We start from the raw sequence: 15,616 nt of genomic DNA on the forward strand, positions 1-15,616 counted from the left end.
TTGTATCCGGTACTAACAGAATTTTCTTAGTTCAACTTAGATAGAATGGACAACATTCTGAATTATGGATAATTGACACCTTAAAGATTAAAGGCGATAATCTTTTTTGAAAAGGCACAGCACCTCAATGTTGTGTATATGAAGATAAAATTAGCTGGATGAAGGAGTGTTTACAATCGAAACGAATGGCCGCGAAATTTATGGAAGGCTGGTTACGACCGGCGAATACGTTTATGTTCAGACTCTTGGCGAACGCATTCATCGTATTATTCCTGCTGGGAAACAAGAGATTGATGGCACCAAGGAGGAGCTATGGATTGCCCCGGGGCTGATCGATTTACAAATTAATGGTTTTGCCGGCTATGATTTAAATATGGCTGAAGCCGATTTGGAGCAGCGTGTGGAAGCGATTGGTCTCATGACGAGAGAGGTGTTGAAATCGGGTACGACTTCTTTTTGTCCCACGGTGATTACCGCCGGATTTGAACAAATTCATAGCAGCATGACAGCCATCCGATTGGCTTGTGAGCGTGATCCTTTCATTGCCAGTTGTATATTGGGCATCCATCTGGAAGGACCTTATTTATCTGAGCAGGATGGACCGCGAGGCGCTCATCCTCTTGAACATGTCAAGGATCCGGATTGGGAGGAATTCTGCGCTTGGCAGGAAGCTGCCGGCGGGCGCATTCGTATGGTTACTTTGGCACCGGAACGAAGTGGGGCTGTTCCCTTGATTAACAAGCTTGTCCAAGCTGGCATTTTGGTATGTATCGGACATAGTGCAGCAAGCCATGATGAAATTACGGCAGCTGTAGATGCAGGAGCAAGGATGTCGACTCATCTCGGAAACGCAGCTCATTCGCATCTGCCTAGGCATCCAAACTATATTTGGTCTCAATTGGCTGAAGACCGTTTGATACCGAGTATCATTTCCGATGGACATCATTTGCACCCATCTGTGGTCAAAGTCATGGCGCGAGCCAAAAATAATCATATCGTGCTCGTCAGTGATGCTGTCCATCTAGCTTATATGCAGCCGGGAATTTATAAGACGCATGTAGGGGGAGAAGTCGAATTGCTGCCTTCGGGGCGATTACAAACTGTGGCTAATCCACTTGTTCTAGCAGGAGCGGCGGTCTCACTCGCGGAATGCGTGCAAAATTTTAGGCGATTTACGCAATCTGACCTACAGACAGCTTTCAAGTTAGCTACGTTGACTCCGGCACGCCTAATAGGTGAACCACTCATTGGTGATGTACAAACAAATGGACTCGCGGATATCCTAACCTTTACCTGGAATGAAGCAGAAGATAAGCTCGACTTACAGACAGTTATCAAACGCGGAGTAACGATATTTTCAGCTGCGAAGGCTTAATGAATTTGTAAAAAAATCTTATTGACGAACAACAACATAAGAGCTACAATTTCTAATTGAAACGGTTCAAATATGAGTGGCTGTTTCAATTAGATTTTTGGTATACAGATCACCTTTTTTATTCAGTAGTTTATGCAAACGCTTTCTGTAATCGTTTTCTTTATGAAAAACCAAATACTTGTGTAAGTGATTCATTTTAATTGCTATTGAATATAACATAGATGTGTAATATTAATGTAATGTATTTACTTAAAAAAAGTTTTTGTTGTAGTTTAGTGGATTTTAATGTTATTATAACTGACATATAAGATTTAATTTAACGGACATTATTTTTTAGAAAATTTGAACCGGTTCAAAATATTTGACCGTCTCAATATATCATGTTTTCAGGAAAAGGAGATGTGATCCAGAGCTGAGTTCAGCAGCGTACACCGTGTTCGGTACCTTAGTTTCATCGTATCTAGAAGTGTAGGAAGTTGGTACACCAATAACTTAGAGGAGTGGTCGTAGATGGCATCTAAAAAATTAGTTTCTGGTAGTCTCGCAGGTATGTTGGTTTTAACAGCTATGCTGTCCGCGTGTTCAAGCTCAAGTAATACTTCCACTGGAGGAGCTTCTCAGCCTGGCACAAGCGCCGCCGACGGTAAGGCAGTAAGCTTGTCGATCTGGACGGGATGGCCTGAACTGGATCCATTTTTCAAAAAAATGGCTGATGACTACAAAAAAACAAAACCAAACGTTTCGATCGAAATCTCTTCATTCCCGCTTCGCGATTACGAAAAGAAGGTAGCAGCGGCTCTGCCATCCAAAAGTGCTGCAGATATTCTTCCATTGAATCCAAACCTGGCGCTTCGCTACATTGAAGGCAAAATGCTGCAAACCACTCCGGATGATCTGGTGAAACAAACTAACTCCGGTATCCATCAAAAACTAATCGTGGATACCACAGTAGTCGGTGGCAAGTCATATGGCGTACCCTCCTTTATGGGCTCCGGTGCAATTTATTATAATAAAGATATGTTGAAGGAAGCAGGTCTTACAGAACCACCAACCGTGGATAACTTGCTGGATTATGCTCAAAAGCTGGCAAAACGTGACGCTTCAGGGAACCTCGAGCGTGCAGGCATGAGTCTTCGACTTAGTGGAGGGGGCAGCGGCACCGGGGAGAAGTTCTGGAACATATTGGCACAGCGCGGAGGCAGTATCGTTAAAGAAGTATCGCCTGGCAAATTTAAGGCTGATTATAACACGGAAGCCGGATATCAGACTTTGAAGCTGTACGTAGATATGGTGCATAAGTTTAAAACGGACGATCCAAAGGTGAAGCACGATACGGAAGCCTTCCAGACAAAAGCGGCAGCATTTTATATTCGTGAATCCAATGTCATTGCAGATACCAAGAAAAAAGTACCTGATTTGAACTATGACGCGGCTCCGTTGAAAGCGAATGTTATCAGCTTGATCAATTATTATGTTTCCAGTACAGATAAGGCCAAAGCAGATGCTGCATGGGATTTTATTAGCTTCGTTACCAAACCCGAGAATCATAAGCAAATGGTTGCAATGAGTGGCTGGCTGCCACCGCGCGACGATTTGGATCTGAATGATTTGTACAAGGAATTCCCGCAATACAAAGCGTTTTTTACAAAACAGGAATTACAGATGTACCCGGCCATTGCCGAGTTTGATGAAATTTTGACCAAGTTTGCAGATCGTATCGCAACGAAGGGTTTCACTGACCCGTCATTCGTGGATAATCCTGATAAGATGAAGGCTTTCCTGGATGAAGCGGCCAAAGAAACGAATGACATTTTGAAAAAAGCAGGTCATTTGGCTGAATAAGCAATACGTCCTTACGTTGTTTAGATTGAAAAGAAGGTTTAAACAAATGAGTTAAATACAGCATGCTTACCCGGTTGTTCAGGCCGGGTAGGTTGCAACATGAGGTGAAAATATGCCCGATACAATCAGATTCGCCATTGTGGGTGCAGGAAGTATAGCAAGGCATCATGCCGAATCGATCCGTCGACATCCCGATGCACAATTAGTGGCTATTGCAGATAATAGCTTGGATAGAGCCCAAGCATTGGCAGAAGAGATGGGCTCTGCCCCTCAATTGTTCACTGATTATGAAGAGATGCTGAAGCTTGCGGACATTGATGTTGTCTGTGTATGTACGCCAAGTGGGGCGCACAGTGAGGTGGCTATTGCTGCAGCGCAAGCGGGCAAACACGTTCTCTGCGAAAAACCACTGGATATTCATGCTGATGGTATGACTGCCATGATTAACGCTTGTCGTGAACATGGCGTGAAGCTTGGTTGTGTATTTCAAAGACGCTTAATGCCGGCTATGCTGCATGCTCATAAGGCGATACGAGAAGGCAAGATAGGCAGACCAGTGCTTGGCAATGCGTATTTGAAATATTACCGCAGTCCCGAATATTACAAGAGCGGCGGTTGGCGTGGAACCTGGAAGCTTGACGGGGGCGGGGCTTTGATGAACCAAGGTGTTCACGGTGTGGACCTCATTCAATATCTAATGGGTGATGTTGAGTCGGTTTTTGCGTATTCCGCAGCGCTGTCAAGGGAAATTGAAGTAGAAGATACAGCTGTAGTGGCATTGAAATATAAAAGTGGTGCGTTCGGCATCATTCAGGGCACAACCTCGGTATATCCGGGTCAGGAAACAAGATTTGAGCTTCACGGAGACCAAGGCACCATAGAGTTCGGGGACGAGGGGATCAAGCAATGGATTTTCAAGGGGCAGGAAGAACCGGCTCCGCAGTATGAAGATACATTGGGCCTTTCGTCGAGCAGTAATCCGTCGCAAATTTCCACTGCCGGCCATTACTTTTACGTTGACGATATGATACAGGCAATCCGGGATAACCGTGAGCCTCATGTAAATGGAGAAGAAGCAAGAAAACCGGTTGATTTGATACTTGCGATATACGAGTCTGCGAGGCTCGGTAAAGAAATCAGGGTATAGCATTTTTTAATGAAGTCTTCTTGTACTCATGAGAATTTCCTAAGGAGCGAACGAAAATGACTCATTTAGCAATAGACGGAGGAACGCCTGTCAGAACGAAAGCTTTCCCAGAGTGGCCGATTTTTGACAATCTGGAGGAAAGGCTGCTGCTTGAGGTGCTCCATTCCGGCCAATGGGGAGGAGCCAATCGCAACAAGCTGCCCGAAGCCGAAAAGCTGTTCGCCGAGCTCCATGATGCCAAGCATGCAGTAACGGTTGTGAATGGAACCGTAGCGATTACGGTAGCTCTTCAGGCCGCTGGTGTCGAGCCAGGGGATGAGGTTATCGTGCCTCCATACACCTTTTATGCTACAGCCGCAGCTCCGCTGATGTTCGGTGCGATTCCGGTATTCGCGGATGTGGAAGAGAACACCTTGCTTATTGATCCTGACAAAGTGGAAGCCTTGATCACTCCAAGGACTAAAGCGATCATTCCGGTTCACATCGGTGGGGCTCCAGCCAACATGACGAAGCTTAAGGCCATCGCGGATAAACACGGTTTACGAATTCTTGAGGATGCGGCGCAAGCAGCAGGCGCCCGATATAATGGTGCAGGTGTAGGGACGATTGGCGATCTGGGCACATTCAGCTTCCAGTCCTCCAAGAACATTAATTCCGGTGAAGGCGGAATGATTCTAACTAATAATGAGGAATTGGCAGATAAGGCCTGGTCTTTGATAAACGCTGGACGTATTCGTAAAGGTGAGTGGTATCAGCACGAGGTCGTAGGCTGGAATCTGCGCATGACAGAATTTCAAGCCGCTATTCTTATCGGTCAGCTTAGCAGAATGGAACAGCAAATGGTAATACGCGAAAAGAATGCACGCCTGTTGAATGAAATGCTGCGGGATATTGATGGTATTCGTCCGCTGGATGTAGATCCGCAAATAACGCGGCATGCCTATCACCTGTATATTTTTAAAATGCATCAGGAGTTGGCCGAGAAGCTCGGTAAACGTGAATTTTGCCAAAAACTCAATGCGGAAGGCATTCCCGTTCATGAAGGTTATGTAGCATTAAACCACAACCGGGCGATTTCCGAGGCCATATACAAATTGACAGGAACGGCTCGTCATGATTCTTGCCCGATTGCTGAACGTGCGTGTGAGAAAGAAGCGATGTGGCTGGGGCAAAATGTTTTGTTAGGTGATGAACAAGACATGGAGGATATTGCAAAGGCAATCCGAAAGGTCGTACAATCGGTTTAGTTCCTGTTAAGAAATGGAGGTACAAAACCGTATGATATGGAATCGTGTGGGTGTATTAACTGATGAGGTGTCTCCTCATTTGGAGGAAGCACTCGATTGGATTGTAAATAATCAACTGAAGCATGTGGAAATCAGGTCAGTTGACGGGCGTAATATTATGAATATATCGGACGAGGCATTGGTAAATATACGACATGAAGTAGAACGACGGGGGCTGTTTGTTTCTGCGATAGCCTCCCCTGTATTCAAATGTTCGCTAGACCCGGAGCGCCAGGTTTCAACGGGTGACACGTTTGGTCAGCAGGAAGAAGACATTGAGGAGCATCACCGAAAGCTGCTGCAAGCAATCCGAATTGCGAAACAACTGGGTACGACAAAAATTCGTATTTTTTCATTTTGGCGTGAGCAGGATCCCTTGCGTTATGAAGCAGACATTGTTCTTCATCTGAAGAGAGCGGCAGCAATAGCCGAGCAGGAGAACGTGACCTTGCTTCTGGAGAACGAGCCTTCTTGTAATGGCGGATATGCCGAGGAGGTAGGCCGCCTTGTTCGTGGAGTGAACTCCCGTGCACTTCAAGTGCTTTGGGACCCGGGCAATGAGGCGTATGGAGGGAAGTCCGCTTATCCCGAAGGTTATGAGAGTATTAAAGATGTGTCAGGGCACGTTCATTTGAAGGACGCTCTAGTGGAGCAGGATGGTACGCCTCGCTGTGTACCGATAGGAAACGGACGGGTTCCGTTTGCAGAACAAATTATCGCGTTGGAAAAAGACGGTTATAAGGGTCTGTACACCATTGAAACTCATTACATTCCTGACGGTGGTACGCCCGCGGACGGAACGATGCTAACACTTCAGGGTTTAAGCAAAGTGCTTTCGTCTTTGGAGACACAACTATGAACGTAACGATAGCCGATATAGCCAAGGCTACAGGGTTAGCCAAAAGCACGATCTCTGGAGCCTTGAACAACAAGAGCGGGTTCTCCGAAAAAACACGCCGAAGGGTACTGGCCGCAGCAGAAGAACTTGGCTACGTTCCTAATGAAATTGCCAGAGGGTTATCGTCCAAATCGACAGGGTCCATTGGTTTGATTATTAAAGATATAACGAACCCCTTCTATAATCATATCACCAAGGGCGTTCAAGAGATTGCAGGCGAGCATGGTTACACGGTGTTTTTGTGCAGCAGTGGTGAGGAGCATCAAGCGGAAATCAACCATATTCAAGCAATGGTCCGCAAAAGAGTGGACGGTTTAATCATTGCACCGCTGCTGGAGGAAGTTACCTTCGATCATTTTTTTGAACTAAAAGAACAAAACGTACCTTTTGTACTGCTTGGTAAAATTCAGGGGTTATCCTGCGATACGTATGAATTTGACGATTATGATGGAGGGCGTCAGGTGACGGAGCACCTGCTTTCCATGGGACATACCCGAATTTGTTTTGTACGTGGCCCCAAAACTTCTAAAGCCGCCAAATTACGCTATTCCGCGTTTATCAATACCTTAAAAAGCCATGGTATCGAAGCGGATGAAAGGTATGTGTTTCAAAACGCTAACGGTATAGCGGATGGCATGGCAGTCGGCAAGCAGATTGCGGCTATGCCGGATCGGCCTACGGCAGTCATTTGCTTTGATGATGTGATTGCCATTGGAGTGATCAAAGCGGTCATGGAGGCTGGCTTGCAAGTACCGGAGGATCTCTCGATCATCGGCTTCGATGATATCGAAGTGAACACATTCCCTCTGACGACCGTATCGATACCTACCTATGAGGCAGGTAAAGCCTTGGCATGGACCTTATTCGATCGCATCCTGCAGAGGCGCACTTCCGGGTTTCAACATATTACATTCGAGCAAAAGCTCATTGAAAGAGCGTCGGTCAGACAGTTGTATAATAAATAGAATAGGAAGTGTAGGAATGGAAGCAACGACCATGAATCAACTAACTGTACTGCGTTATACATCACGTTTAGATATGGGTAAAGCTGTAGCCTCAGATGTTGCAGCAAAAATCAAAGAGCTGCTGGAACAGAAATCGAGTATTGCTGTCGTGTTTGCCTCTGCACCATCGCAAAATGAGTTCCTGGAGGCACTTCAGGAGGACGAAAGCATCCCGTGGGAGCGGGTAGTCTGCTTTCATCTGGATGAATATGTGGGTTTGCCTGCCGATGCGCCGCAAAGCTTCTCTTTGTTTCTAAAGGAAAAGCTGTTCAATTCCCGCAAGCCCAAACAATTTAATGTCATTAATGGTTTAAATGATCCAAAAGACGAATGTAAAAGATATTCAGACTTGCTGGCCTCCCATTCTATAGATATCGCCTGCATCGGAATCGGAGAAAACGGGCATATCGCATTTAACGATCCTCATGTTGCTGATTTCGATGATCCGTTAAGAGTCAAATCCGTGATGCTGGATGAAACCAGTAGAGTGCAGCAGGTCAACGATGGCTGCTTTGACGCTCTGGACAATGTCCCGGTGGAAGCAATTACGCTGACCATACCAACAATTCTATCTGCTCCTTCGATCTTTTGTACAGTCCCTGGTGAACGCAAAAGCAAGGCTGTTCAGGAAACGTTGTATGGGCCGGTTGACATACGCTATCCCGCAACAGCGCTGCGTAGGGCTACATCCTGCCGTATTTATCTGGACGAGGAGAGCGCTTCATTATTGTAAGCCTGCATGAGGTTTCACTGGAAAGGAAAGCGAAAGGGGATGGCAGGAATGCAACCACACGTGAAAAAGAAATTTCGCCTCAATTCCAGCCACTGGTTTTGTATCATTGGACTGGCGCCGATCATCGCCTTATATGCCTATCTACGATTTATCCCGATTGTGAAAACCATGTACATCAGTTTATTTGAATGGGACCTTATTTCCACGAATAAGCCATTCGTTGGGCTGGATAATTTTGTGACTTTATTCCAAAGTGAACCATTTCTGATGGCTCTTAAAAATACGACGATCATTGCTTTCGGTATTCTCATATTCGCGGTTCCAGGCTCGCTGATTATTGCGAGTATGCTCCATAAGGGAGTTCGCTTCAAAGCATGGTATGAAGCGCTTTACTTCCTGCCTGTGATCACGCCCATGGTTCCAGTGGCGGTTACCTGGAAATGGATGCTGGATTCCCAACACGGCTTGTTCAATTACTTTCTTTCCTTCTTCGGTGTACCCCCGCAGGCGTGGCTGTTTGATCCCGTTCTGGCTGTTGTCTCTGTCATTATGATGACCGTGTGGAAAACGATAGGGTATAACATGATCATCTTCCTTGTCGGTATGACCGGAATTTCCAAGGAATATTACGAAGCGGCTGCCCTCGATGGGGCGACAGGGGTAAAGGGGTTCCGTTATATCACACTTCCGCTCCTGAAGCCGATTACGGTATTTGTATCGATTATTACTTTAATTCACGGTTATAACGTGTTCAGCCAAATATACATCCTGGCTTCTGACATCCAGGGTTCACCTGGTTATGTCGTTCGCGTACTGGTCTATGACATGATCGAAAATGCATTCCGCTATTATAAAATGGGTTACGCTTCAGCCGAAGCAGTTGTGCTGTTCTTGATTGTGCTTGTCCTGACAATGGCGCAGCTATGGCTCGCTAAGGATAATACAACCTCGCGGAAGGGGGCAAAACGATGAAACGCAGAAATCAGATCATGACTGCCTTGATGATGCTATTCCTCACTCTGGGAGCGCTCATTATGGTTATTCCTTTCCTTTGGATGATATCTACAGCGTTCAAAACACCTCCTGAGTTGACCATATGGCCACCGTCTTTCATACCGCATCAGTTTAATTTCGACAATTTTGCCGCGGTGTTTGAAATGGCTCCCTTCCATCTGTACTTCTATAACAGCTTGCGAATGGCCGTCTTTTCCGCGGTTGCAATTGTATTCACATCCGTTATAGCCGGATTTATATTTGCGAAGTTCAAGTATTTTGGTTTGACCTTTATCTTTTCGATATTTTTGGCTACTGCAATTATTCCTTTTGAAATTTACATGATTCCTCTGTATATGCAAATCCAGAAATTAGATATGCTTAATAAATTTAGTGGGTTGGTATTGCCCTATCTGGTAATGAGCTTCGGTATCTTCTTTATGCGACAAAATGTCATCCAGCAAATTCCTGACGAAATTCTGGAATCTGCGAAGGTGGACGGAGCCAACGAATGGCGCACCTTTTTTCAAATTGTGATGCCTTTGCTGGTCGCACCTATGAGTGCTTTGGGGATTTTTGCTTTTATCGAAGCTTGGAATGCGTTCGTATGGCCACTGCTTGTGGTTGGCGACAAGTCACTCTTTACGATGGAATTGGGTTTGGCTATGTTCCAATCGTCCTTCTCGATTGACATGACAGTGATGTCAGCGGGCTCGCTCATTTCGGTGATTCCGATTTTAATCGTATTCATTTTCCTGCGTCGACACATCATTCAAAGCATAAGTATGACCGGCGGGAAATAAAGGCCAAACCTAATCACGGGGTGAATCATGAAACATTTATTAGCATTTTATCAAGAGCATGCAGAACAGGTTCTATTGCCCTTTTGGCTGAAGGCGATAGACCTTGAGCGTGGCGGTGTCTACACATGCTTTAATAATGAAGGAACAGAATTGGTAAGCACTGATAAGTACACGTGGTCTCAGGGTCGCTTTATTTGGATTCTTGCCCAAACGGCATCGATGATTGATAACAAGCTGCTCACTGGTGATGCTGAATTTTGTATGCATAATGCTCGTAAAACCGTTGATTTTCTAAGGAGTCACGTATTTCTTGATAATGGCAACTGTGCCTATGTATTGACGGAAGATGGTGAGAAGAAGGAAGCTATTCCCGGTCTGGGATATGACACCAGCTTTTATGCAGATTGTTTTGTCGTGCTTGGCTTTGCCAAATTCGCTCACGGTTCCAGAGATTTTGGGGTACTGCAGGATGCATTACGATTGTATCGCCGTATTATGGAGCGGCTTGCGCAAGGGGATGTGAAAAGCGAACCTTATCCGGTGCCTGTTGGGTATGAAGCGCACTCTGTACCGATGATCATGTTGAACGTCGCCCAGGAGCTTGCCGATGCACTTGATTCGTTCTCTCACCCAGAAGCACAAGCGGTTCGGGCTGATGCTGAATCCTTTATGAACAAGATCATGGATCGTTTCTATACAGGCAGCGGAATCATTCGGGAGATGCTTCCTATGGATGAGGGGGATACAGACACACTGCTCACCCGGCATGTGACACCAGGGCATTCCTTGGAATCGATGTGGTTTGTTATGAATGAAGCGTTAAAGATTAGCAATCAACAGCGGGTGGATCAAGCAGCTGCCGTTATTGAACAGGCTTTTGAATTAGGCTGGGATCCGGAGTATGGAGGTTTACTGCGTTACGTCGACCGAGAAGGCGGCGAAGTGCGTGGACGCAGGACCGGCGGCAGGTACGAGCAATTAGTAGTTGACACCTGGGATATGAAAATATGGTGGCCGCATTCGGAGGCGTTGTATGCGCTATTACTCGCCTATAAGCAGACTGGGGAGCCACACTTTTACACCAAGTATGAACAGATGCACGATTATGTATTCCGAACCTTTCCTCATCCAGATGCCGAGATTGGCGAGTGGATCCAAATCCGTGATCGGAGCGGTCAGCCGGTTCAGAAGATGGTAGCTCTACCGGTCAAAGATCCCTATCATATTTTGCGGAATGTATTGTTAACGATTGAGCTGCTTGCTGAGCAATAATTGCATGCTGTATGAGGAGGAGACATCATTGTCTAACCGAAAAGAGGGTAGCTGCGATATACCGGCTCAAGAGACTCATAACGAAGAGCTGATGCTTGGCTGTGCCAAGGTGGATATCACCCCGCAGAAGCCGCTGGCTCTAGCTGGATTTGCACATAGACAAGGTAATTATGAATCCGTCATCAGGCCTTTGAACGCCAGAATATTGTACTTCCAGCAGGGGCAGATTGGAAAGACGCTGCTCGTATCGGCCGATCTGCTTTGGTGGGGATCAGAGCAAATGGAAGGACTCAGGGGCAAGCTTCGGGAACGTTTCGGATTACTTGAATCACAAATCATGTTCCACGCCACACATAATCATTCGGGGCCACAAACCAGTGTGATGTATACCCCTTCCCTCGGCAAGCCGGATATCGAATATATCCGATATCTGGAGGATTGTATTCTGGATGGTGTGGATCAAGCGGTGCTGCAACTGGAGACTGTGACGGTCGAACGGGGGATTGGACGGTGCGACCTATCAGTTCACCGCCGTAAAATGGTAGATGGAACGATCCACATGGCCCCTAACCTTGAGGGATTTGTTGATCCGGATGTAAATGTTATTCGATTGTGCGCTTCGGGGGGAAGGACTAAGGGGCTTCTGGTCCATTACGCATGCCATCCAACGACAACTGGAGAAAATGTGATTTCATCCGAATTTCCAGGGGTTGCGATGGAGCTGATTGAAGAAAAGCTTGGTGACGGAGCCATATCGGCGTATTTGCAAGGCTGCTGCGCGGATGTCCGCCCTGCGCTTGTCCGGGACGGTGAATTTTACCGGGGCGGTGACGATGAAGTATGCAGAATAGGGAGAGCGTTAGCCGACGAGGTGCTCGCCATTGTGCAGCGGCCGATGAAGAGACTGGAAGCAGGGCTATTGGATTCGAGGTCGATCAAGGTACAGCTCCCCTTACAAGATCCACCTGCTCTAGATGATTTGCTGAATTGGGCAGGGGTGTATGCAGCACAGTCGGTGGTAGATCATCAACAAGCTGTTTCTAATCCGTCTGTAGGTGGGGGACATGAGGATACGGGCCGTTCTACAGCCGATGCTAATCCCATCAAACAGTTAATGCCAGATGCAGAAATCGTGGAAAAGTGGAGTCAACTGTTGTTAATAAATCAGCGTTATAAGCAACGTTATGTAGAGCTGGAGCTAGAGTATTTACAATTGGCTGAAGGTCTTGTATTGCTGACAAGCAATGCGGAGCTGGTCGGAGCATACAGCCGGTTCATCAAAGCCTCCTTCGAAGATACGGTGCTTCCCGTAGGCTACACCAATGGGATGATCGGGTACGTACCAACAGCTGCTCAATTATCCGAGGGTGGATATGAAGCCGTTGATTATATTTATTATTTCGGTTTACCTGCACCGCTTGCGCCTGAAGCTGAAACTATTATACACAACAGTATAGTCAAATTGGTTGCTCAAAAATAAAAAGCAGCTCCAATACCACTAGTAAAAGTGGAATTGGGGCTTTATTAGCTAGGGCAGCTCTCTTTTTTTTTTTTTTTTGAAAATATAGGAATTGTCCCACAGGTCTAAACTTACCACCTTCACGATACATAAATAGATGGTTGGAAATGAAGGAATCAATCGAATTCGCGCAAACTGCTCTGACTTCAAGGGGATTCGGATGATTCCGCAAATGATTTATCAGCCGCATGCTTTCGAAGCTACACCGCATGGTTATTTTTATCAAAAAGCAAGAGAAAGAGATGTGAGGTTAGCGAAAAGAGCGGCAGAGGGAGAAAGGCTGTGGCCAGCCGAGTTCAGTTTATGGTATTTCAGACCTGAGGGCGATTGTCCTGATGAATGGTATAATCAGCTTTTGGTAGCTATATATTGGCGGGAATTGAACGACGCAATCTTAAAAAGGGTTGGTTAGGCGCAGGGGAGGTAAAGATAAGAGATAAATCAATAAGCATAAGAATGGATTGATACAGAAGCAAAGTGACGTAACCTTAATGGTAAAGGAGTATGTAGGTTGATCAGAAAAGCACAAAAACAGGATAGTGAGAAAGCAGCAGTGCTCATCTATGATGCAATCCAGGATATCGCACATGTATTGACAGGCGAGCGTCACAAGAAAAAGGTATTTGAGCAATTGGAACGATATTTCTGTCAAGAAGTAAATCGGTTAAGCTTCCAAAATTGCTTGGTTAAGACAATAGATGATATTCCTGTAGGCATTATAGTTGCTTATCAAGGAAAAGCCGCGATAAAGCTCGATGAACCCATACGTGCATATTTAAGAGATTTAACGGGTAAAGAACCAACAATTGACCCAGAAGCGGATGCTGCTGATTATTATATAGATACAGTCAGTGTAAACCCGGAATTTCGTGGACGAGGGTTTGGAACGGAATTATTACTTGATGCCATTCATTACGCAGAAGCTCAGGGGCATCCGACAGTTTCGCTAAATGTGGAAGAAAACAATCCTAAAGCAAGAAAGCTTTATGAAAGCCTTGGTTTTTCCTATAAGAAAACGGTTATGATCAACCAACATAAGTATAGTTATCTCGTGAAACAGCTGTGAGTCAATCGGGTAAGTTTGGTATTGCCTGCGATACCAAACCATAGAGGAATGCTTCGCGGCGGATGACAAAGCTGATGGCGCATCCTATTTGCTGGGGACAATTGTTATAGGCCCCTGCATAGAACATGAGCAGCTTGCCTTCGCGCTTGCACATCGCGGCCGCTTCAATACATTGCCCTTCCCACGGGAGCTCAGGCTTCAGGATCGATTCCTCGCACCTCTGCGTCCAAGCCCCGGCTCCAAAGCCGGAGTCAAGGGGAGCCGTTGCAACGCCCTGCATTTGAATCTCCCCTAAAGGGTCGCGCGTGGCAAAGTAGAGGAATAGCTTTCCCTGATGAACAATAACATCGGCATCGATGGCACGGCCATTGTTCCAGTTACCAGTCGGTGAGAAGATCGGATTCGTCCTATTTCGCTCAAAACGGATTCCGTCATGCGACACAGCATGGCAAATCGCGTCCTTTGGACCGTTGCCATAGGTCTGGTAATACAGATGGATCGCCCCGTCCAACACAATCGCTCCCGGAGCGCAAAAGCCATTGGCCTCATAGGGTTGCTCCGCTGCCATTTCACCCACGCGCTCCCACTTCGTCAAATCGTCGCTCACGGCAATGCCTATTGCCCAGCCATCCGGCTCCCGTCCGTCCAGGTGAGAGGGTATGGAATAATACATCCAGTAGCGCCCTGCATATTTCACGACAGCCGGATCCTTCGAATAATGTCTCCCTCTTGATGTATCCGCATAATGCATCATGCTTGTTTTCTCCTTACTTCTGTTTATTATTTTCATATTTCTTCGCAATGCCTTACTTCATTTGGCCCAACTGTGTAATGGACATCTTCGAAGCCATAGCGGAATGCTTTGGCGCTTGTTCCATAGTCCAAATCACTATTTTTCTTTAGAAATCGAAGGAATTCAACAGAATTTTTCATGACAGGATTCGAGTACCGAGACAAGTCACATGAGCCGTGAGGGTCTTATACCGTCAACCAAGTTTTTGTCGGTACTTATAAACATAAATTTTTTCTGCAAAAAAACTGACAATCAGACCAATAATCAAAGGAACAAATGACCCAGTTGTAATGAAGAAACCATTTGCGTTATTTGCATATTCGTGCTGAAACATTAACCAAGGAATAGTAAACGTATGTCCTACTAAGAAAAGCAGACCTGTCGTTAAAACAAGCGTTGCAAAGGTAACGATAAAACTTTTAAATTTCATTTGAGGACCTCCTAGGTACACTATTTTGATGTTAATATTTTCGACGTTTTGGCCTCGTTATATCTCGTCGGTTGCAGGCATTAAAGAAGTCTTCGGCGCGGCAACCTATGTTAATTGCATTTTCTGCTTTGATTGTATCCATAGTGTCAACATTTTTCATCAAGGCTACCGAGGAGCAACTCAGCTAACTGGCAGATTTGTTTAATGTCGGGACTGTCACGGTGACGCCGTTAGCATTATAACAAATGGGTCAACAAATGAATGGGTGTCTTCAACTAAAAAGGCTGACTGGTCACCCTCAATGAAGCTTTGCCTGTGACTGCGCTGATTCATAGCATATCAGTAAGCCACAGGCCAATGCTTTTATAGGATAACTACAAGTTTCTGCAATCGGCCAATTACATCTACGCGAACGCAAACAACCAACTGTCGATTCGAGCCACGTATCTGTTCCC

14 protein-coding genes and 1 pseudogene are annotated in these 15,616 nt (G+C 45.9%); 13 read left to right on the forward strand and 2 right to left on the reverse strand.

Going from position 1 to position 15,616, the window contains the following annotated elements; all coding sequences use genetic code 11:
• Window positions 1–166 precede the first annotated feature (166 nt).
• The 13 genes and pseudogenes from G9U52_RS17540 to G9U52_RS17600 all read left to right on the forward strand — a co-directional run bounded on the left by G9U52_RS17540 (window position 167) and on the right by G9U52_RS17600 (window position 13,938).
• Window positions 167–1,375, forward strand: a complete 1,209-nt coding sequence (locus G9U52_RS17540; protein WP_166151937.1) for an N-acetylglucosamine-6-phosphate deacetylase — start codon at window positions 167–169, stop codon at window positions 1,373–1,375.
• A 510-nt stretch (window positions 1,376–1,885) separates the two neighbouring features.
• Window positions 1,886–3,217 carry an extracellular solute-binding protein gene (locus tag G9U52_RS17545; protein ID WP_166151939.1) on the forward strand — a complete coding sequence of 444 codons (1,332 nt, stop codon included), beginning with the start codon at window positions 1,886–1,888 and terminating at the stop codon, window positions 3,215–3,217.
• Between the two features lie 112 nt (window positions 3,218–3,329).
• Window positions 3,330–4,364: a Gfo/Idh/MocA family protein gene (locus G9U52_RS17550; protein ID WP_166151942.1), complete on the forward strand. Its 1,035-nt coding sequence runs from the start codon at window positions 3,330–3,332 to the stop codon at window positions 4,362–4,364.
• Between the two features lie 56 nt (window positions 4,365–4,420).
• Window positions 4,421–5,611: a DegT/DnrJ/EryC1/StrS family aminotransferase gene (locus tag G9U52_RS17555; RefSeq protein WP_166151944.1), complete on the forward strand. Its 1,191-nt coding sequence runs from the start codon at window positions 4,421–4,423 to the stop codon at window positions 5,609–5,611.
• A gap of 31 nt (window positions 5,612–5,642) precedes the next feature.
• Entirely contained in the window at window positions 5,643–6,509 is an 867-nt protein-coding gene (locus G9U52_RS17560) for a sugar phosphate isomerase/epimerase family protein (protein ID WP_166151946.1), read from the forward strand.
• Window positions 6,506–7,513: a LacI family DNA-binding transcriptional regulator gene (locus G9U52_RS17565; protein ID WP_166151948.1), complete on the forward strand. Its 1,008-nt coding sequence runs from the start codon at window positions 6,506–6,508 to the stop codon at window positions 7,511–7,513. Before G9U52_RS17560 ends, G9U52_RS17565 begins: the two co-directional genes overlap by 4 nt.
• 16 nt (window positions 7,514–7,529) lie before the next feature.
• Window positions 7,530–8,285 (forward strand): glucosamine-6-phosphate deaminase, encoded by a 756-nt coding sequence (locus G9U52_RS17570; protein ID WP_166151949.1) that lies wholly within the window; start codon window positions 7,530–7,532, stop codon window positions 8,283–8,285.
• A gap of 48 nt (window positions 8,286–8,333) precedes the next feature.
• Entirely contained in the window at window positions 8,334–9,257 is a 924-nt protein-coding gene (locus G9U52_RS17575; RefSeq protein ID WP_166151950.1) for a carbohydrate ABC transporter permease, read from the forward strand.
• A complete protein-coding gene (locus G9U52_RS17580) occupies window positions 9,254–10,081 on the forward strand; it encodes a carbohydrate ABC transporter permease (protein WP_076228791.1) in 828 nt (275 codons plus the stop codon). The genes G9U52_RS17575 and G9U52_RS17580 overlap by 4 nt, the downstream gene beginning before the upstream one ends.
• A 27-nt stretch (window positions 10,082–10,108) precedes the next feature.
• The gene (locus G9U52_RS17585) at window positions 10,109–11,353 is read left to right on the forward strand and encodes an AGE family epimerase/isomerase (RefSeq protein WP_166151951.1); all 1,245 of its coding nucleotides are present in this window, start codon (window positions 10,109–10,111) and stop codon (window positions 11,351–11,353) included.
• A 28-nt stretch (window positions 11,354–11,381) separates the two neighbouring features.
• Entirely contained in the window at window positions 11,382–12,833 is a 1,452-nt protein-coding gene (locus tag G9U52_RS17590; protein WP_166151952.1) for a neutral/alkaline non-lysosomal ceramidase N-terminal domain-containing protein, read from the forward strand.
• Between the two features lie 136 nt (window positions 12,834–12,969).
• Window positions 12,970–13,284: pseudogene (locus tag G9U52_RS17595) on the forward strand (cell wall hydrolase); the annotation flags it as partial.
• Window positions 13,285–13,383: 99 nt separating this feature from the next.
• Window positions 13,384–13,938, forward strand: coding sequence for a GNAT family N-acetyltransferase (locus G9U52_RS17600; RefSeq protein ID WP_166151954.1), 555 nt, complete (start codon window positions 13,384–13,386; stop codon window positions 13,936–13,938).
• Between the two features lies 1 nt (window position 13,939).
• On the opposite strand, the gene G9U52_RS17605 is transcribed toward G9U52_RS17600, so the two are convergent.
• Entirely contained in the window at window positions 13,940–14,728 is a 789-nt protein-coding gene (locus tag G9U52_RS17605) for a family 43 glycosylhydrolase (RefSeq protein ID WP_243767410.1), read from the reverse strand.
• A gap of 196 nt (window positions 14,729–14,924) precedes the next feature.
• On the reverse strand, window positions 14,925–15,161 hold the full coding sequence (locus G9U52_RS17610) for a hypothetical protein (RefSeq protein WP_166151955.1): 237 nt from the start codon (window positions 15,159–15,161) through the stop codon (window positions 14,925–14,927).
• Window positions 15,162–15,616 lie beyond the last annotated feature (455 nt).

Origin of the sequence: Paenibacillus agricola (assembly GCF_011440305.1) — a bacterium.
Classification (GTDB): Bacteria; Bacillota; Bacilli; order Paenibacillales; family NBRC-103111; genus Paenibacillus_S; species Paenibacillus_S agricola.

Bases quoted from the DNA above. Each gene is read 5' to 3' on its own strand.
- G9U52_RS17575 (WP_166151950.1), top strand. From the start codon at position 8,334: ATGCAACCACACGTGAAAAAGAAATTTCGCCTCAATTCCAGCCACTGG.
- G9U52_RS17570 (WP_166151949.1), top strand. From the start codon at position 7,530: ATGGAAGCAACGACCATGAATCAACTAACTGTACTGCGTTATACATCA.
- G9U52_RS17585 (WP_166151951.1), top strand. From the start codon at position 10,109: ATGAAACATTTATTAGCATTTTATCAAGAGCATGCAGAACAGGTTCTA.
- G9U52_RS17605 (WP_243767410.1), bottom strand. From the start codon at position 14,728: ATGAAAATAATAAACAGAAGTAAGGAGAAAACAAGCATGATGCATTAT.
- G9U52_RS17610 (WP_166151955.1), bottom strand. From the start codon at position 15,161: ATGAAATTTAAAAGTTTTATCGTTACCTTTGCAACGCTTGTTTTAACG.
- G9U52_RS17545 (WP_166151939.1), top strand. From the start codon at position 1,886: ATGGCATCTAAAAAATTAGTTTCTGGTAGTCTCGCAGGTATGTTGGTT.
- G9U52_RS17550 (WP_166151942.1), top strand. From the start codon at position 3,330: ATGCCCGATACAATCAGATTCGCCATTGTGGGTGCAGGAAGTATAGCA.
- G9U52_RS17580 (WP_076228791.1), top strand. From the start codon at position 9,254: ATGAAACGCAGAAATCAGATCATGACTGCCTTGATGATGCTATTCCTC.
- G9U52_RS17565 (WP_166151948.1), top strand. From the start codon at position 6,506: ATGAACGTAACGATAGCCGATATAGCCAAGGCTACAGGGTTAGCCAAA.
- G9U52_RS17555 (WP_166151944.1), top strand. From the start codon at position 4,421: ATGACTCATTTAGCAATAGACGGAGGAACGCCTGTCAGAACGAAAGCT.
- G9U52_RS17560 (WP_166151946.1), top strand. From the start codon at position 5,643: ATGATATGGAATCGTGTGGGTGTATTAACTGATGAGGTGTCTCCTCAT.